This is a genomic window from Methylophilus sp. UBA6697, from assembly GCF_002454655.1.
GTDB lineage: Bacteria > Pseudomonadota > Gammaproteobacteria > Burkholderiales > Methylophilaceae > Methylophilus.
In genome coordinates, this window is sequence record NZ_DKJH01000037.1 from 20463 (window position 1) to 39952 (window position 19490).

17 protein-coding genes are annotated in these 19490 nt (G+C 50.5%); 2 read left to right on the top strand and 15 right to left on the bottom strand.

The window, feature by feature from the left end; genetic code table 11:
• Position 1: 1 nt before the first annotated feature.
• The 3 genes from B3355_RS09990 to B3355_RS10000 form a co-directional block, all read right to left on the bottom strand.
• A complete protein-coding gene (locus tag B3355_RS09990) occupies positions 2 to 664 on the bottom strand; it encodes a PEP-CTERM sorting domain-containing protein (RefSeq protein WP_019883399.1) in 663 nt (220 codons plus the stop codon).
• A gap of 158 nt (positions 665 to 822) precedes the next feature.
• Complete coding sequence (locus B3355_RS09995; protein WP_019883400.1) at positions 823 to 1011, bottom strand: hypothetical protein; 189 nt, start codon at positions 1009 to 1011, stop codon at positions 823 to 825.
• A 260-nt stretch (positions 1012 to 1271) separates the two neighbouring features.
• Positions 1272 to 1895: a glutathione S-transferase family protein gene (locus B3355_RS10000; protein WP_047516283.1), complete on the bottom strand. Its 624-nt coding sequence runs from the start codon at positions 1893 to 1895 to the stop codon at positions 1272 to 1274.
• A gap of 176 nt (positions 1896 to 2071) precedes the next feature.
• On the opposite strand from B3355_RS10000, the gene nadC reads away from it, so the two are divergent.
• A complete protein-coding gene (nadC, locus tag B3355_RS10005) occupies positions 2072 to 2944 on the top strand; it encodes a carboxylating nicotinate-nucleotide diphosphorylase (protein WP_292783313.1) in 873 nt (290 codons plus the stop codon).
• Between the two features lie 309 nt (positions 2945 to 3253).
• On the top strand, positions 3254 to 5044 hold the full coding sequence (locus B3355_RS10010; protein ID WP_292783315.1) for a GspE/PulE family protein: 1791 nt from the start codon (positions 3254 to 3256) through the stop codon (positions 5042 to 5044).
• A 25-nt stretch (positions 5045 to 5069) separates the two neighbouring features.
• Here the strand turns inward: B3355_RS10010 and B3355_RS10015 are convergent, their stop codons facing one another.
• The 12 genes from B3355_RS10015 to B3355_RS10070 form a co-directional block, all read right to left on the bottom strand.
• Entirely contained in the window at positions 5070 to 6299 is a 1230-nt protein-coding gene (locus tag B3355_RS10015; protein ID WP_292783399.1) for an ABC transporter permease, read from the bottom strand.
• Complete coding sequence (locus tag B3355_RS10020; RefSeq protein ID WP_292783318.1) at positions 6292 to 7008, bottom strand: ABC transporter ATP-binding protein; 717 nt, start codon at positions 7006 to 7008, stop codon at positions 6292 to 6294. The genes B3355_RS10015 and B3355_RS10020 overlap by 8 nt, the downstream gene beginning before the upstream one ends.
• Positions 7009 to 7012: 4 nt before the next feature.
• Positions 7013 to 8263 (bottom strand): efflux RND transporter periplasmic adaptor subunit, encoded by a 1251-nt coding sequence (locus B3355_RS10025; protein WP_292783321.1) that lies wholly within the window; start codon positions 8261 to 8263, stop codon positions 7013 to 7015.
• Between the two features lie 15 nt (positions 8264 to 8278).
• Complete coding sequence (locus B3355_RS10030) at positions 8279 to 9694, bottom strand: TolC family protein (RefSeq protein ID WP_292783324.1); 1416 nt, start codon at positions 9692 to 9694, stop codon at positions 8279 to 8281.
• A gap of 195 nt (positions 9695 to 9889) precedes the next feature.
• On the bottom strand, positions 9890 to 10435 hold the full coding sequence (locus tag B3355_RS10035; RefSeq protein WP_292783328.1) for a cytochrome b/b6 domain-containing protein: 546 nt from the start codon (positions 10433 to 10435) through the stop codon (positions 9890 to 9892).
• Between the two features lie 7 nt (positions 10436 to 10442).
• Positions 10443 to 10724: a PepSY domain-containing protein gene (locus B3355_RS10040; RefSeq protein WP_292783331.1), complete on the bottom strand. Its 282-nt coding sequence runs from the start codon at positions 10722 to 10724 to the stop codon at positions 10443 to 10445.
• Positions 10725 to 10742: 18 nt separating this feature from the next.
• A complete protein-coding gene (locus B3355_RS10045) occupies positions 10743 to 11783 on the bottom strand; it encodes an alpha-hydroxy acid oxidase (RefSeq protein ID WP_292783334.1) in 1041 nt (346 codons plus the stop codon).
• Positions 11784 to 11789: 6 nt separating this feature from the next.
• A complete protein-coding gene (locus tag B3355_RS10050) occupies positions 11790 to 12470 on the bottom strand; it encodes a Fe2+-dependent dioxygenase (protein ID WP_292783337.1) in 681 nt (226 codons plus the stop codon).
• An 8-nt stretch (positions 12471 to 12478) separates the two neighbouring features.
• A complete protein-coding gene (locus tag B3355_RS10055; protein ID WP_081979319.1) occupies positions 12479 to 14671 on the bottom strand; it encodes a TonB-dependent receptor in 2193 nt (730 codons plus the stop codon).
• 186 nt (positions 14672 to 14857) lie between these two features.
• Positions 14858 to 16144 (bottom strand): PepSY-associated TM helix domain-containing protein, encoded by a 1287-nt coding sequence (locus B3355_RS10060; RefSeq protein ID WP_292783342.1) that lies wholly within the window; start codon positions 16142 to 16144, stop codon positions 14858 to 14860.
• 231 nt (positions 16145 to 16375) lie between these two features.
• Positions 16376 to 18553 carry a TonB-dependent siderophore receptor gene (locus tag B3355_RS10065; RefSeq protein ID WP_292783345.1) on the bottom strand — a complete coding sequence of 726 codons (2178 nt, stop codon included), beginning with the start codon at positions 18551 to 18553 and terminating at the stop codon, positions 16376 to 16378.
• Between the two features lie 110 nt (positions 18554 to 18663).
• Entirely contained in the window at positions 18664 to 19488 is an 825-nt protein-coding gene (locus tag B3355_RS10070; RefSeq protein ID WP_292783348.1) for an ATP-binding cassette domain-containing protein, read from the bottom strand.
• Positions 19489 to 19490: the final 2 nt, after the last annotated feature.

Consider the following 19490-nt stretch of genomic DNA (forward strand, 5'->3'; position numbering starts at 1 on the left):
ATTAGGCTTTTTTTGCAGAGCGGCGTGCAGCAAATGCCATCAGGCCCAAGCCCAAGGCCATCATGCTGAATGCTTCTGGTTCTGGAACAGGTGTCACAGTTGGAACAGAAACAGTGGCCAATGCCAACTGATCCAAGCTCATGCTTGAGCTAGAAGCGTTGAATTTAAAGGTATACAAGGACGAAGCTGTGACATTGCTCCATTTCCAGTAGTACTCACCTTCATCCACAGTACCGAATGAACTGTTAGTGGTACCTAAAAGCTGAGTCACTGCCGTCGCAGAAGTACCGTTTAAGGTTGCAGTCAATGAAGGCATCACACCAAATGCAGCCACACGCAGGTAAACATCAAAAACACCACTAGTGGCGCCAGTTAACGTTGCTGTGAAGGCAGTTGGAGATGAGAAGCTGTAAATATTCTGGCTGCCGGTAATAAAGCTTGTACCAGACGTTTCGGTCAGCGTGGCAGTGGCGCCAGTCAATGCAACGTCAGGTGTATTGTCTTGCTTGACGAAAGGATCTACATAAGAAAATACATTCCACTCTGCATATTGCGCAGTAGTCGCGCTACCCCAAGGGGTTGCTGAGTCCCATTTTTCCGTCGTCGCAAAAGCAGAACTGCTGAATGCCATACCCAAAGCGATAATTAACGCTGAAACTTTCATAATTTAATTCTCCTCAACGAGCGCTTGTTCCCCTTCCTCTCGAAGGCCATCGCGCTACCTCTAAAATTAAGTCTCACGGACCCACACCGTTGAGTATTTCAATCTCCATGCTGATATTCGCATGGTTGTAAAACTGAAATGGAGAGAATAAGTTCTGCTTATTTTTCTACGATGGCGTCAAAGTCGACCACAAAGCGGTACTGCTTGCCGCAATCGATAATCACTTCTTTTTGCCCACGTTTTAACAAGCGAATATCCACCTTGATGCTGCCAAAACCATCATGAGCAATCAGCTCATCCAATAATTCGAGCAATCTTTTTTTAACCGGCGCATTGACAGCTTGCATAGAATTTATTCATCATTGTCTTGTTTATTTTTAAATGATAACAATTATCATTTAGTTTATCAATAATAAATTAACAAAGTGCACGCGTAAAGAATGGTTAATGGTAAAAATGCGAGTTTCAGAGAAAAACAAAACCGGAACAATGGCTTAGGCGAATAGAGTCTCACCCTGTGACTATCGTCAGGAACAAGACCGTGAATGAGAGGAAAAACGAAGCAGAATACCCGCATTGATAGCAGGCACTCTGTCATGAAGCCAGGTTAGGGCTGTGGCATGGTTTGTTTGAAGCTAGGGCGTTTCACCAGCACGCCATAATGCTTGGCCAGGTTGGGAAACTTCTCTTGCCAGTATTTACCTTCCCACTGGACACTCTTAAAACGCAAATCCAGGTAACCCAGGGCGGTGCCCAGCGCAATATCGGCCAAGCTGAAGGTTTCGTTGACACACCACTTCTTTTTGAGCAAATCTTCATCCAGCGCGGTCAAACCAGCGGTCACCTTGGCAAACTGCTTTTCAATCCAGCCAGCAGACTGTTGTGCCTCTGGTTTGCGTTGTTCCAGCATCACCGCGACCGCCGCATCACAGATGCCATCCGCCAGAGCTTCCCAGCGGCGTACTTTAATCTTGGCTGAATGATCTTGTGGAATCAGGTGCGCCACCGGCGTACGGTGATCCAGGTATTCAACAATGACACGCGAGTCATACAAGGCATCGCCATCATCCAATACCAACACAGGCACTTTACCTAAGGGATTATGCTGGCTCACCGGGCAATCCGGTGCCGACAACACCACCTCGGTTAAGGTCAGATCGACATGTTTTTCGATGGCCACAATACGCACTTTGCGCGCGTAAGGACTGTTTACCGTATATAAAAGCTGCATAGTGTGATGTGAGCCAGAAGATTGATACTTTTAACCGAAAAAAATACCCCATCACGAAAAGCTTATGCTTAAAAAACGCTGGTCTTATCGCATGTCTTGGGGCGCTTTTATTATAATAGCTTTTAGCATGGGCTTAGAATGTCACATGCATATTTTTTAACCTTGCTGGCAACCAGATGACCACATTCCCGCTTTACCAACACTTACCCGATTATCTCGACCAGACCATCATCGCTGAACAGGTACAAGCGACCCTGGCAGAAGACATCGGTAACGGCGACCTGACAGCCGCCCTGATCCCGGCTGGCACACAAGCCTCAGCGACCATCATTAGCCGCGAAGACGCCGTCATTTGTGGCTGCGCCTGGCTCGCACAGTGCTTTGAGCAGCTGGACCCGGCGATACAACTGACCTGGCTGGTAAAGGATGGTGAGCGTGTGCAAGCCAATCAGCCATTGGTCAATATTCAGGGGGATGCGCGCGCCATGCTGAGTGCAGAACGGCCAGCCCTTAATTTCCTGCAAACCTTATCGGCCGTGGCAACACATACCCGTCGCTATGTAGATGCCATTGCTGGTTTACCGGCACAGATTCTCGACACGCGAAAAACGCTGCCCGGCTTACGCCTGGCGCAAAAGTACGCCGTGCTCACCGGCGGTGGCGCCAACCAGCGGCTGGCTTTATACGACGGCATTCTGATCAAGGAAAATCATATTGCTGCTGCAGGCTCAATCACCGCCGTGTTACAAGCCGCGTTTGCATTACGGCAGACTGAGAATATCCAGATTGAGGTGGAAAACCTGGATGAACTGCAACAAGCGCTGGCTGCTGGTGCCACCAGCATTTTGCTGGATAACTTTACGCTCGAAGCGCTGCGTCAAGCCGTCGCCATGAATCAGAAACGCGCTTTGCTCGAGGCCTCGGGCAATGTGGATTTAACAACGGTGCGGGCGATTGCAGAAACAGGCGTGGACAGGATTTCGATTGGTGCGTTGACTAAAAATATACAAGCGGTGGACTTGAGTATGCGGATTCAGATGAAGCTATAGATCAGCTTAAAAGTAATTCATTGAGCAAAAACTCCTTTTCGCCTCTAGGCGAGTNNAGAAAGAATGGTCGCCGAAAGGGCGAAATAGATCGATCATAGAATAGTCTTCGCTTTGTGCAAGCAAAGAAAAGTAACTCGCCGACAAGGCGAAAAGAACCCCCACACCAATCCATAAACCAAAGAAATCAAAAAAGAATGACTTTCTACCCCAACTCTCTGAAGCTCTCGCCTATCCCAAAGTGACCATTCCTGCCACTTTTCCATGGCATGATTTTTGCACCATAAGCTGGTACTCCTGCCCAAACATGACATGAATAGCCCAGCCCCATTTAATCTACCCAAAACCTTGGAAAGCCTGCGTCTGGGTGATTTGCTGCGCATGCTGGTTTCCGATGGTCACATCGACAAGGCATGGGCAGAGAAACTGCATCAGGACCGCAAGCGGGACAGCTCCAAAATTCACCCGATTGTGATTGTGGCTGAACAAAAATGGCCAGACCAGCAGCAGCCGTCACAATTACTGACGGTGGAGAGCCTAAGCCGCTATGTGGCGGATAAGGCCGAAGTCCCTTACTACCATATTGACCCGCTGAAACTCGATTTCAGTGCCGCCGCGCAGATTGTGTCGCAGGCCTATGCCGAACGTTTGCGCATTATGCCCATCACGGTCAAGGATGGCATCGCGACCATTGCCACCGCTGACCCGTTTCACCAGGAGTGGCTACACGACCTGGAGCGCCTGCTCAAATTGCGCATACAGGTGGTGATGGTTAATCCGCTGGACTTGCAGCGCTATTTGCCCGAGATATACCAACTCTCTGCTGCAATTCAATCTGCCAATGCAGCCAAGGCTGGGCAAATTGTCGGCGTACAAAACTTTGAACAATTGATTGAGCTGGGCAAGGACCGCCAGCTGGATGCCAATGAACAACATGTAGTGAATATCGTCGACTGGTTGTTTAAATATGCGTTTGAACAACGTGCCAGTGATATCCACCTCGAACCGCGCCGCAATATGGGCTTGATGCGCTTTCGTATTGATGGCGTATTGCATCAGGTGTACCAGTTGCCCAGCAATATCATGAACGCGATTACCAGCCGCATTAAACTGCTGGGCCGTATGGACATGGTGGAAAAACGCCGCCCGCAAGATGGCCGTGTCAAAACGGTCAGCGGGGATGGCAAGGAAATCGAATTGCGTTTATCGACCATGCCCACTGCGTTTGGCGAGAAGCTGGTGATGCGGATTTTCAAACCTGATATTCTGGTACAGGACTTCCAGCTACTCGGTTTTTCTAAACGCCAGAGTGAACAATGGGCGCAATGGACGCGTCAACCGAATGGCATCATTCTGGTCACCGGGCCGACGGGTTCTGGTAAAACCACCACGCTCTACACCACGCTGAAACAACTGGCGACCGATGAAGTGAATGTGTGTACGGTGGAAGACCCGATTGAAATGATAGAACCTGCTTTCAACCAGATGCAGGTGACGCAGAATATCGGACTGGGCTTTGCCGAAGGCATACGCACCCTAATGCGGCAGGACCCGGACATTATTATGGTGGGCGAGATTCGCGATCAGGAAACTGCGGATATGGCGATCCAGGCTGCACTGACTGGCCACCTGGTGTTATCCACCCTGCACACTAACGATGCCCCTTCTGCCGTGACCCGCTTACTGGACCTGGGCGTGCCGGCCTACCTGATTCACTCCAGTTTGCTTGGCATCATGGCACAACGCCTGGTACGCACGCTATGCCCGCACTGCAAAACCGAAGCCGAGATTTCAGAGGATGAATGGGCCAGCGTCACGCGCCCGTTTAAAGCCAAAAAACCGGCAAAAGTCATGAAGGCAGTGGGATGTCAGGAGTGCCGGAAAACCGGCTACCGTGGCCGCACCGGCATTTATGAAATGCTGACCCTTACACCGACCCTGCGCAAGCTGATTACCCCGGAAACGGACTTGTTGCAGTTGCGGCAAGCAGCCACCCAGGCTGGCCTGCAACCATTGATGTTAAATGGGGCAGAAAAAGTGGCAGCTGGCCTGACCACGGTAGAGGAAGTGCTTAAAGTCGCCCCACCGATTGAAATGGACTAGCGATCCTATCCAGAACCGCACATTGCTATTGATAGCGCAGGGCTTCAATCGGGTTTAAGCGGGCCGCTTTTCTGGCCGGATAAAAACCGAAAAAGACACCAATACTGGCGGCGACACTAAATGCAATCAATACTGATGCGCTTGAGATAATCACCTCGGCCTGCGTGAACACACTCACCAGCACCGCGCCCGTCACACCAATGACGATGCCGATCAGGCAGCCCACAATGGAGATCATGATGGCCTCCAGCAAAAACTGCATCAGAATATCTGCTTCCCTCGCCCCAATGGCCATGCGGATACCAATTTCGCGCGTACGCTCAGTCACGGACACCAGCATAATATTCATAATGCCGATGCCACCGACCAGTAAAGACACTGAAGCAATCGCCCCTAACAGCAAAGACATGGTGCGCGCAGTTTCGGCCGCCGAATTGGCAATCGCCGTCAGGTTACGTACCGAAAAATCGCTGTCAGCGCCTTCGCGAATATTGTGACGCTGGTTGAGCAAGCTATTCAGCGCCTCTTCTACCATGCTCATGACGTTATCAGACTCGGCCTGCACCATGATCTGCCGCACCGTACCAGGCAACTGGTTACCAAATAATTTTCGCTGCGCCGTTGTTAGCGGCACAATAATAGTGTCATCCTGGTCACGCCCGTCCAGTGTCTGCCCCTTGCTATCCAGCACGCCTAGCACCACAAATGGGCGCTGGTTAATACGGATTGTTTTGCCGATGGGGTCAACATCCTCTTCTTCGCCAAACAGGTTTTGCACCACGGTTTTACCCAGCAAGGCAACGCGTGTGGCAGAGCGGGTGTCCGAAGCTGAAAACGGATAGCCGGCCGATAATCCCCAGCCACGGATGTCCATATACTCTGCCGTGGTGCCAATAATATCGGTATTCCAGTTATTGCTGGCATAGACGACTTGCCCTTTGCCCATGGTCACTGGCGCGACGCCGACCACGCCATACAGCTCACCAATCGCATTCGCATCACGCACATTGAGCGAAGGCGCATTGCCGGTTGCGGTGCGAGCCCCGCCCATTCTTGGTGGGCCGGAAAGTACCACGAACAAATGGCTGCCCATGGCGCTGATAGAGCGTTTGACCGAAGCCTCAGCCCCTTGCCCGATCGCCATCATCAGCACCACCGCACCCACACCGATCACCATCCCCAGCATGGTCAGAAACGTGCGTAAGCGATTAGCGCCCATGGCGTGCCAGGCTTCCCCCAGCATGGCGCTAAACATACTCACTACCGGCGACACTTGATGCACTACCGGTATCCTGCACTATCTTGCCATCCAGAAACCGCACCTGCCGCTTGGCATGTTCAGCAATATCGGTTTCGTGTGTGACCAGCACAATGGTGATGCCTTCCTGGTTGAGGCTGTGAAAAATGGCCATGATTTCTTCACTGGTGGTACTGTCCAAGTTACCAGTGGGCTCATCAGCCAGAATCAAGCGTGGCTGATTAACCAAAGCACGGGCAATGGCAACCCGCTGTTGCTGCCCGCCAGAAATCTGGTTGGGATGGGAATGCATGTGCTTGCTCAGCCCCACTTTCTCCAGCAATACCCTGGCACGTGCATGACGCTCTTCTTTGCTGACACCGGCATAAACCAGCGGCAAGGCCACGTTATCCAGCAAGCTGGCGCGTGCCAGCAGGTTAAACCCCTGAAACACAAAGCCTATCGTTTGATTGCGCACCTTTGCCACCTGATCCGCAGCCATGGTCGCCACCGCGTAGCCATCCAGCACATAACTGCCTGCCGTAGGCATATCGAGGCAACCAAGAATATTCATAAAGGTCGATTTTCCAGAGCCGGAAGGCCCCATGATGGCAACATAATCCCCAGCCAACACCTGCAAGTTGACATCCTTTAATACCGGAAAATCGCCTGCCGCCGTTTGATAGGCTTTGTAGAGATGATGTACCTCAATCACTGACTTTTGCATGCGTTTAGAACATTCTCGGCCCACGTGGGCCATTATTACCCTGCCCTTTATTGGCAGAGTTATCACTTTGCAATTCGCTGACAATCACCTTATCACCCACCGCCAGGCCCTCACCAGACACCGCGGTTGAGCGACCATCGGTAATGCCGGTATGCACGCGTATCATCACCGGTTGGCCAGCCCTCAATACATAAATCTTGCCCATGGCCCCGCCCATTGTTGCGCTAGTGGATGGGCCTTGCCCTTCGCCTTTAGCACCGTGCTTGCGCCAGCCTCGCTTGCCTTCACCGCCACCCACCTCTGGTGCTGACCGATCGGGCGGCGCAGAGGCACTCAGTTTTGGTTTATAGCGCAAGGCGGCATTCGGTACCAGCAAAGCATGCCGGGCTTTATCCACGATAATATTCACGTAGGCAGTCATGCCAGGCAGCAAGGTTAGATCCTGGTTATCAACTGACACTACCACGTTATAGGTCACCACATTCGAAGTATTAGTTGAATTCAAACGCAGTTGTTTCACCACGCCTTCAAAGCTACGGTCAGGGAAGGCATCGACATTAAAATTCACTTTCTGCCCTTCTTTAATCTTACCGATATCCGCCTCGGCAAAACTGGTGTCAATCTGCATATTGGCCAAGTCTTGTGCAATTTGGATCAAGGTCGGCGTCTGGAAACTGGCAGCCACCGTTTGCCCCACATCGACCACCCGGTTGACAACAACACCAGAGACCGGCGAGCGGATAATACTGAAATTGAGGTTGGTCACATCGCGTGCCAGTAAGCCGCGTGCAGTCTCCAGTTGCGCCCTGGCTGACTTCAATACCTGCACGGCGGTATCCAGCTCCTGCTTGGACACATACTCTTGCGCATATAACTGGCGCATACGTTTTTCATTGGCAATCGCCAGTTCCACCGCAGCCTCATTATTCCTGACGCTGCCTTTAGATTGCGCAATCTGCGCATTGAATAAAGTACTGTCCAGCTCTAGCAGCACCTGGTCTTTTTTAACCACATCATTAAAATCGACATACATTTTTCTCACAATACCCGAGACCTGGGTACCAACGCTGATCAGGCTAACCGGGTTGAGCGTACCATTCGCCGATACCGTTTGCTCAACATGCCCTTGTGTCACTTCATCCAGGCGGTATAAATCTTCCGGCTTGGGCTGGTGGGTCTGCTTGTAATACCAATAGGCTGTCGCGGCTATCGCGATTAACAGCAATACCACCAGTATGTTTTTGATGCGCTTCATAAATACGTGTCCGTTTTAGTGAGAGGTCGCGTGAGCGCCTGGCAGTGACTGAATCATGGCATGGTCAAGCTCGCCAATGGCTTGTGCCAGGGTGGCACGTGCGATATTGGCATTCAGTCCGGCCTGGATGGTTTGCTGACGTGCCAACGCCAGTGCGCTTTGCGCATTGAGTGTATCAATGATATTGCCGACACCGGCCTTATACCGCCCTAGCGCCACCCGATACGATTGCTCGGCACTTTCCAGCAGGGTTTTGCTAGCTGTCATCGCTTGCAATGCGGTGCGCAAGTTTTGATAGGCACTCCACACATCCAGCGAAATCTGCAAACGTAAACGGTCACGCTGGGCAAGCCGCAGGTCAGCCGTCGCCTCAGCCGCGCGTATGCGGTAGGTGGGCGCGTAGCCGGCAAACAGTGGAATAGAAACGGTGACGCCCAATGTGGTTGCGCTATTGGCTGCATACTGTGAGCCATCTTGCAGATTATTGGAAACACCCATGCTGATGGTCGGTTTGCTGGCCGCTTGACTGGCAGCAATGCTGGCCTCGGCCGCGCGTACCTGTGCTTCACTGGCCATCAAATCCGGGCGGCGCTGCCCGGCCTGCTCAATCAATGCGCTGACATCGTCAAGAATGCTGGGCGGTGCGTCATTCATACTCGCGGCTAACTTCACAGGCCGGTTGGCAGGCAATCCCATCAGGTTCACCAATGCACCATAAGCGACGCGGAGTGTGCCTTCTATGGTAATGCGTTGCAACGTGAGCTGGGCATAGGCAGTTTGCGCCTGTAATTTATCGGCGGGCGTCGCCACACCAGCCTGGTAACGCGCATTGGCCGCTTTAAAACTTTCTTCTGCTGCACGCTCTGCCTGTTGGGCGGCTGTCAGTGCCGCAATATTGGCCTGTACCTGGTAGTAAGCAATAATGGTATTCAGCAACACGGTTTGTACCGTACTGCTCTGGGTAGCACTGGCAGCTAGCAGTAACTGGCGCGCATTCTCTACATTGGCCTTACGGTTGCCGAAGTCATACAAAAGATAGCTCGCCACCACACTGTTAGCGATATTCAGGTTGGGATTACCGCGCGTCGCAGATTCAGGGCTGAGCACGCCCATATTACTAGAAACAGTATTGGTTACGCTGGGTAAATAGGCCGATTTAGCCACACCCAATTGCGCTGCCTGCACACGGGCGCTGGCCCATACTTCGCTGGTCTGCGGGTTATGGCACAAACTGATATCGACCACATCGGCCAGCGTCAGTGGCTGCTGCAAGTCTACAGGGCTGCAGTCAGTAGCATTACCGCGATACTCGCCCGGGATTTTTGGCAGCGTGTATACCTGTGTGTCCAGCGGATCACCATCATCGTACCAAAGCGACTCCTGCGCATACACCAGGCCCGGCAGCAACATTAAACATAAATATTTGCGCATGCGATCACTCGAAATCAACAAGACAGCGCCACAGAATAAGATTCATAAATCATCACGGATATCAGCAGATGTGCCATCTTAAATGAAGCCGCTGCGCGACTAAAGAGAGCGATACATTTTGATACTTTTATACAAAGTAAAAACAGGCAGGATTTGGGGGGAGAATACGGAGATCATGCCAGCTGGCATCCGCATTCAGCGAGATTTGCGTTTAAGTGGCGCCGAACGCCCATGTATCATTTGTGATAACAAATGCTGGCCAGACAGCCGTGACACCACGACCACTGCCAGCACATGTATCACAATCAGACCAAGCAAACCCATGCTAAGCAAAGCATGCAGTTCTACCGGCCAGTCTTCGCCCCATAAGGCATCTGTACGGCTGAGCCAGCCAGTCAGGGCGAGCGCGGCAATCAGTAACCAGATCAGGTAGACTGACCATTGCCCCAAGGGATTGTGCCCTTGATGAGGGCTAAGATGTCCTTGCCGCATCTCGGCGATATGCGTGCGTATAGCACGCCAGCGCGGCAGATAAAAACGCCCACTGCTGAGCCTGGTGCAACAGCCTAGCGTGATACGCACAGCCACAATGCCCAGCACCGTATAGCCGACTGAACGGTGTATCCAGTCGGTTTCATACCAGGCATAGCTCATCAACCACAAAGCAATCACGCCCGCAGCCATCAGCCAGTGACTAAGCCGCAGCCACCAGGGCCACAAGATATCCGCGCGTGCTTGCATGAAAATATTAGTCTTTAAGGCCAATCGCTTTCACAATCGCCAGCGTTTTCATATCGAAATAAATCTCGACCTTTTTACCCTCTTTGCTACGGCCATAAATTTCATAGCAGTTACCATCAATCTTGAATTTCTTGATGGTATATCCTTCAGCCTCCATCGCCTCTTTCAGTGTATCTTCAGCAGCCCACTCTTCTTTAGGGTAGGATTTGCAGTCTGCAGCGGCAAACGCGCTCGTGGCTGAGATAGAGAGTGTTGCAGCCAATACTATGCGGATGAATAATGTATTCACGTTACTTCCTTTCAATCATTAAAACAGGGCTACTTTGTGTAGCGCTTTTAAATTGGCAACCCCGGTCAATGCCATGGTCATTTCCAGTTCATCACGTAGTGTGCGGATGACTTTAGCGACACCCAGCGCCCCCTCTGCTGCCAGCCCCCAGACATAAGGCCGCCCGATACAGACTGCATCCGCGCCCAATGCCAGCGCTTTAAATACATCTTGCCCACTACGTATACCGCTATCGACAATCAGTTTGCATTGTCCGCCGACAGCATCCGCAATCGCAGGCAATACGTCCACCACGGTGGGCGTCGTATCCAGTACGCGCCCACCGTGGTTGGAAATAACAAGCCCATCACAGCCAAGGCCTGCGGCTTGTATGGCGTCTTCGACATGCATCAGACCCTTAAGTAAAAACGGCACGGGGCATTGCTCGCGCAGCCAGGCGACATCCTCCCAATCAGGGGCTTGCGACATCCAGCCATCAAACACCTGGCTTTGCCCAGGCCCAATCGCATTAGGCGTCAAGGGTTGGCTCAAATTAACAGCAGCAATACCTTCGGGCAAATCCATCACCGCCTGCTTGACTGGCGCATCCACAGTAAACACCACGACGCTATATCCGGCAGCCAGGGCTTTTTGCAGCAAGGCCAATGTGCGCGGACGGTCACCCTGCCAATACAACTGAAACCATAATGGTTGCTGTGCCTGCGTAATAATCTCTTCAAGTGGCTGGCTAGCCAGGCTGCTCACCAGCATTTGCCCCTGCTGGGCATTACACGCCACCGCAGTGCCTACTTCGCCGTCAGCATGAAACAACTTTTGATAAGCCACCGGCGCCAGCATAATCGGGTGCTCCCAACGCTCACCAAACAGCTCGCAACGAGTATTAGGATGGTTTAAAGTCGCCAGCGGGCGTGGGTAAAGCTTGATCGACTGCCAGGCTTGCACATTCGCCAGGCTCTGCTGCCCGCTGCCTGCATCAGATTGCAAATAGTGCCAGATATCAGCAGGCAAACCAGATTGCGCTTGTTGCGCGTAGTGTTGCAATAAGGGAAGTACTTGCATGCGTGTTTATAAAGCCCACTGCCGTAAAAGATTGTGATAAATCCCAGTGAGCTGAACCACTTCAGCCGTTTCACCGTGCTGCTGACGCAGCCTGACCAGCGCCATATCCATATCAAACAACATGCGCCTATGCGCAGCATCACGCACCATGCTCTGGATAAACATAAAACTGGCCAAGCGCTCGCCACGCGTCACAGGCGTCACCGCGTGCACTGAGCTGGAAGGGTAAATCACAATAGACCCGGCCTTGAGCTTGATGCGCTGATCGCCAAACACATCCTGCACCACCAGTTCGCCGCCATCATACTCATCCGGATCATTAAAAAACAAGGTGGCAGACACATCTGCCCGCACGCGCGCACTGCCATCCGGCATGCTACGCATCGCACTATCCACATGAAAGCCGTAGTGATTGTTTTGCCCCGCATAACGGTTCACAAACGGTGGCAAAATTTTGTCCGGCAAGGCTGCCGAAAAAAATAAAGGATCGCGATGCAATGCCTGCAACACGATCCCTCGAATGTTTGCCAGCAACGGATCCTGTTCGGCCAGTTGCTGGTTATTTTTGACTTGTGCTGCCTGCGCCCCGGCGGTATTGCGACCATCTATCCATTGCGCCTGTTTAAGCAGGCCTCGGATGGAAGTGAGTTCTTCTTTCAGCAATACATCCGGTAACGTCAGCAGCAAATCAACTCCTAGAATTTATACTCGGTTGTCAGGATTGCCTGACGGCGGTTACCTGGTACAGAGAAAGGCCCGTTATCGTAAATATCGCCATAATACACTTTGTTAAATACGTTTTTAACATTCAAGCGAACAGCCCACTTTTTCTCTTCGTAGGCAACCATCGCGTCCCAACGAGTATAGCCTGGCGCCACATTTGGACTAAATTTTCCGTTTACGAAATTCGTTCCTGCTCCGCCGCTTGGATTATAGCCGTAACGCTCACCTTTCGACTCAAAACCACCGCCAACTTTCCAATTACCTGCAAACGCATAAGTAGTCCACAGGTTGGCTGTCATCGGCGGCGTATTTCGAGCACGCTGACCTTTATATCCTGCAAAAGCCGGAGTAATCACACCTGTCGTTGCATTGACGTTCTCTGCCACTTCAAGAATTTTTGCATCCATAAAAGCCAGGCCCGCAAAAATATCCCAGTTCTCGGTCACTTTACCAGTCAACTCAAGCTCCAAACCGTCTGTACGTCTTCTCTTCGTCAGAATAGTTGACGTTGACTGCAAATCAGTGTTGCGCTCCCAGTCTTTTACTGTGTGGTACAAAGCAGTTCTAAATGCCAGATCACCATCTAAGAACAGCCATTTAGCACCTAACTCTGTTGTTCTACTACGCTCAGGTGGCTGAGGGGTAACAGTCAGTTGATACAAGTCCGCCGTAGGGCTGAACGAGTCACTCCAGCTCAAATAGTAGTGTACATCAGGTGTTTGATGCCAAGAAATACCACTACGATAGCTGTTCTCACCATAGCTCAATTTTGGTGAAGTAGCGCTACTGTAATCAGCGCGCATTTCATCCCGACGAATACCAAACAAGAAATTCCAATCAGGGATGAACTCGATCGAGTCTTGGGCATAAACAGCATAGTTATCTGCATTGAACTTGGTCGGATTGCCAGTCACATTACTTTGGGTATATAACGGATTAGCGGTAGTACCAATATTAGCCAGGTTCTGACGATATTGATCCTCTTTTAAATACTCAACGCCAGCAAGCAACTGATGCTCCATGCCAGACAATTTGAATTTTGTACTGAAATCAGATTGCAAATTCAGTGTATCGTAATCCAATTTGGCTGCTTGGTTACCACCCAAGAATAAGGTTCCATCGGTTGGCACCGCATTTGCTGCTGTTCCTTGTGGAGTTTTGGCCCAATAGGCACGCTTATAGCTGCCGCTTCTCAATTGCGTACGTAACTGGGTATCATCAGTAAATTTGTGCGTAAAAATACCTGTGGTGATATGAACATCACTGTCATCAAAGTTTTTTGATCCACCATAGAAAGTTTTGTCATCTTGCACGCCTGTTGCTACGGTTCGATCTACTGGTCGTTTATTTACAAAACCAATACCAAAATCTGGCACATCACGAGTTCTTGTGGTGACATGATTTAAGAAAAATTCGTTTTCAGTCCCAATCCCTGCACCGAAGCTGATGGCAATACCCGAGCGGTCAAACTCAGGATGATCCCCAGTTGCCGGGTTTGTTCGATAAGTCTCATCATGACGATCCATCACATTGACACGAATCGCCGCTGTTTCTGTTAACTTTTTATTAAAGTCGCCAGTAAACTGATGATAGTCATATTGCCCTACACTACCTGTAATTGTATTTTTGTCATTTAACTCAGCCATTTTGGTAACTTGATTGATCACGCCACCCGCCTGGCCGCGACCAAACAACATCGCTGCAGAACCACGTAATACGTCAACTTGCTCGAGGTTAAACGTCTCACGGTAATACTGAGCAGTATCACGCATGTTATCCAAATAGATATCACCAAAGGTATAAAAACCACGCAAATTAAAGTTATCGCCGCCTCGGCCACCTTCAGCCGCATTAAAGCTTAAACCCGACACATTACGTAATGCTTCGCGCAACGACCCGACTTGCTGATCATGCATCAACTCTTTAGTTACGGTAGTGACCGCTTGAGGAATATCATGCGGATCCTGATAAGTTTTACCTACGCGGGTTTTTGTCGCTTGATAGCCTTTGTTTGGCGTATCTTGCACACGTTGTGACTTAACCTTCACTTCGGTCATCGTTTGCGCAGCATCTGCCTTTTTTTCTTCGTCAGCCGCCATTGCAACTGCTGGTAGCGCCATCATCAGCGCTAATGTCATGGTTTTTTTGTTAAAGCCGGATGGCATAATCTTTCCCTAATTCACTCTTGTGTTTTTGGATTGCTGGCTACTGGAAACAACCGTCGTTGGCTTGCAAATTGGTTAATCGCTAATGATAACAATTCTCATTTTTGAAATCAATCAAAAATAGCTTGCTAGTATATTGATATAAATAATAAAAACCTGCTAATCAGTAGGTTGGGAGGTAAGTGGTTAACGAGCCATTTTCGTCGAAATGGCAGACTCACGGACAATCACCTGGGATACCTTTCTGGCTTTACGCTTTTTCCACCAGAGATAAACACCTGTCACAGAAAGCATGGCAACCACCAGGCCCATCACAGAAATAAGGATGCGGCCTGGCAAGCCGAGAATCCGGCCAGAATGCAGCGGAAACTGTGCTTGCACGATCACATCGCCAACACCACCCTGCCAAGGAATACGCTTGCCAACATAGTGTGCATCCAGCCCATCGTAATACAACCGCTTATGCCCAGCGCCTGCCACGCCATGATCGGCATCAGGGTGATAAAAATCCACATTAAATAATTGGTAAGCCGCGCTATATGAAATACGCCCAGCAGGCTCTTGCCAACCTTGCGCACGCGCGTCATTGATTGCTAGATCCAGCACCTTTTCATAATCCACCTTCGGCGGCAATTGTTGCGGCCCGGGTAAACGTGGACGCATATCCGAAGGCGTAGGTGTCAGCGTGAAAGCAGACTGCATGACGGGCATAAATACTTCTCGCCGCAAATTCAGCGCAAACGCCGAAAATGCCAGAATAATCAGCAACAGCCATGTCCATAAGCCAAATGCGCGATGCATATCAAAATAACGTTTATGCGTACTGCTGTTCCAGCGCATTTTCCAGGCTGGCCACCAGCGCTGCAAAAATGTTGCTTGATGGCTATGTCGCTGTGCTTTATGCAGCTTGGTTTTAGGCTTATTGGCAGACTTGGGCAAGGTCAGGTAAAAACCTACAAAACTATCCATCAGCCAAATGATCGCAACGCCACCTAACAACCAGATGCCCCAGCGGTCTATGCCCCACATTTCGGGCAGGTGCAGGCTGTAATGCAATTTATACAGAAAAGAGACCGCATTGGTGCGATCCACAGGCCATACTGCGCCCCATTCACGCTTGCCCAACTCTTCACCAGTCACGGGGTCGATAAACACCTGGTTAAACGTGACTGGCGCAAGGCCATTGGGAGGGTTCGGTAGCGGCCGCACACCAATCGCCAGCGTATGCCCCGGTTCCACCGCCAGCGGAATAGAACTGACCTGCACTTGTGGATAGCGCTCGGCCACCTGTTTTGCAAGTGCTAGTGTCGATTGATGCAACCCTTGTGACTCACTATGCATCCATGCGGGGTTCAGCCACTCGTCTAACTCGTGATCCCAGGAAATCACTGCGCCAGTCAGGCCGGCAAGCAATAAGAATAGGGCGCTTGCCAGGCCTAGCCAGCGATGCAACAACAAGAAATAAGCGCGCATACCATTAAAAATCATTGATCGAATTGTAGAGATACATCTATAGTTTTTTAAATGCATGAGGGTAAATCCGCCAATACCGACCCTCGACAACAATTAAAAACCAAGCACTTGAAAAAGTGCCTGGGTACAAAAATCACTTGAGTATTAAAATACGCTTGTCACCAACAATCATGCTTCCTAAGGCTCGCCACAGCTCAAACACCCACATCCGCCTGGAGGCTGACGTTAAAGCTAATATGTCCATGTAAGTGTCGCTAATGCACTCATCGGCGCAGCGTAATATGCCTGACCCGAATAGGCATATCTCAAGCTTGTTAAATACTTCTCATTGGTCACGTTATACAAGTTGAGTGCAGTATGCCAATGCTCGTCAATCTTATAATTCGCCGACAAATTGAGTGTGGCGTAGCTATCCTGTTTATAGCGGAATGTGCCGACAGGGTCGCCATTGCCATCAGAGAGGTCGATATCGACATGTGTATCACTCTGCCAATAGACGTTTGCGCCTAACTTCAGATTCTGAATAGATGGGACTTTATATACCGCAGCCACATGGGCCTGATTGCGAGGTGTAAATGGATTCACATTCTGATTATTGGCACCTTTGAGACTCATCAAACGTGTATAGCCAGCATTCACACTAAGCGAGTCAGACAACTCACCGGAGACATCAAACTCAAAGCCTTTGCTAGTCGCCTGTATGCCTTTATAGGTGGTCACTCCCCCAAGCATACCAGCCGGTTGTGGCTGATTCTCCTGTTCTGTTTTAAACAATGCAAAAGTACTGTTGAGACGACCATTGAACCACTCACTCTTCACACCCGCCTCATAGTTCTTGCCTTCTAACGGCGCCAAAACCCCTCCGTTAACACTACGTTCAACCTGAGGTTTGTAAATACCGGCATAGCTGGCATAAACCGAGTGATCATCATTCAGGTCATACACTGCCCCAGCATAAGGAGTAACTTTATTATTCGCCTTTGAGGCCTGTGGATCACCGAAACTGACACCTTCCAGGTTATAGCTGACCAAACTGGCGCCTGCAGTGACCTTTAATGCATCTGTCGGATTAAACTTGGCAGCCGCATAGGAGTTAATGGTACGCATCGTAAAGTCCGCCGACTTGTTTTCAGCATCAAAGGTAGGTAGCGGAAAATCACCCGCATTTTCAAAACTACTTAGCGACGTTCCAATCGGGCCAAACCTTGAGAAATCTCTCACAGCAGCCTTACTCCAGGTGGTGCCAAACACCATTTCATGCTTGCGACCTGCGAGGTCGAATGGGCCATTGGCATAAAAATCAGCTACATTATCCTCGGTCCGGGTGCGATACATTCCCGGGTAGCTTTTCAAGCCAAGCCCTGTCGCACGATCTTCGTTACCATAGATATAATGCAACCTGGAATCGGAATCGATTTGCCTGTGCGTTAATTGTCCTTTAGCTTTCCAGCCATTGGAGAAATTATGCGTTAGCTCAGCAAAAGTAATATTGGTATCAACATCCCAGTAACTCCAGCTTGGCGCAGTTGAGTCTGAGCGCTTGTAATGGCGCTTGCTGCCATCCACATACAGCAAAGGCAAGCTACCCCAGTTATTACCGCTGGAGTTATTTTGATGATAAGTGTGACCAACAGCCATACTAGTGTTATCTGACAAATCAGCCTCAATCACACCATAAATAACGTTTCTCTCGTTGCTGTATCTATCCAGGTATGAATTTTTTTCTTGATGCGCCATCACCAAACGCGCTCGCACACTGCCATCAGCATTGAGTGCTCCTGAAACATCGGCATCCAAGCGCCTGTTATCCCATGTGCCTAGTGAAGCATCCACCTTGGCTTTAAACTCTGTTGTCGGGCGTTTGCGAATAAAGTTAATCGTGGCAGACGGATTACCCATCGCCGTTAATAAACCATTCGCCCCGCGCAACACTTCAATACGGTCATACAAGGCCACATCGAGATCGCCGTATTGTGTGCCATAGGTGATCGGGATACTCAATCCATCCACTTGAAAATTAGTGATATTGAAGCCACGTGCCGTATATTCACTACGGTCGGTCTCAAACTGTTCAACGCGCACACCCGTCGCCAATGACAATGCATCATTGACGGTCAGTACACGAAAATCATCCATCAACTCTCGCGTAATCACCGAGATAGATTGAGGTGTATCCCGAATGCTTGTATTCAAGCGGGTCGCGCTTGAAGTGGAGTTAACCGTATATGATTTCGTTTTTTCTGAAGACTGATTTTTTTCGGCTTTGGAAGTCACTTTTACTTCAGGTAGAGACTCTACCTCTTCTTTGCGCCCAGATTCTTCTGCAAAACTTAAGTAAGGAATAGCAAGCAGAAGCGCTGCTACCAGGCTGCGGTGACGGAATGAATAGACTGTTTGCGGATGACGCACGAGATTCCCCTGTATTGAACTGCTGGCTACAGGAGTGAGGACTCGTTGGCTTGCACTAAAGCATTAAATGATAACAATTCTCATTAATTTAATCAAGCCAACGTCATTATTTATCGCACAATTTGCAACGATGCAGCAGCTACCTGCTTCAAACTGGGCGCCACAATCACCTCACCAGTCTCGGTCACGGCGCTGGCCAATCTGACCTCATACAAGGCCTCAAGCAATGGCAGAGTGACATGCGGCGTTTGATAGTCGCCCACCATGGCGCCATGTTTGATAAAGATCAGGCGCTCAAACCCTTGCAAGGCTTGGTTAATATCATGCAGGATGGCCAAAATGGCGTGACCGCGTTTGGAGGCGAAGGTATAAATGGCGTCCATGAGGCTGAACTGCAGGCCAGGGTCCAACGCAGCCAACGGTTCATCCACTAACAGTAACCCTTGCTCAACATCCCACAGCTGGGCAAATACCCGGGCCATTTGCACGCGCGCTTTTTCACCACCGGATAAGGTATCAAAACGGCGGCCAAGCAGATGTGCCGCACAGGCCTGTTCGGCCGCCTGCTGCACAATGCTGCTTAACTGCGGGTCATAAGTGCGCGCCACACGTCCGAGGCCAATAACCAAATCAACCGGCAAACCGAAGGCGACCTCATGCGACTGCGGCAAAATGGCCCGGCGACGGCTGAGCTCTGCCAGTGACCAGTCATGCAGGGACCGTTGTTCAAACTGTGCCTGCCCGCTGGCAGGCGTTAATTCACGCGCCAGCAGCTTGAGCAAGGTAGACTTACCCGCGCCACTGGGGCCTAAAATAGCAACTTGCTCTCCCGGCTGAATAGACAGGGTGAACGGGCCAAATTGACGTTTACCAAGCGCGACGGTGACCTGGTTAAATGACAGCAACGCGGTTGCAGACGTGTGCAAATGTGACATGC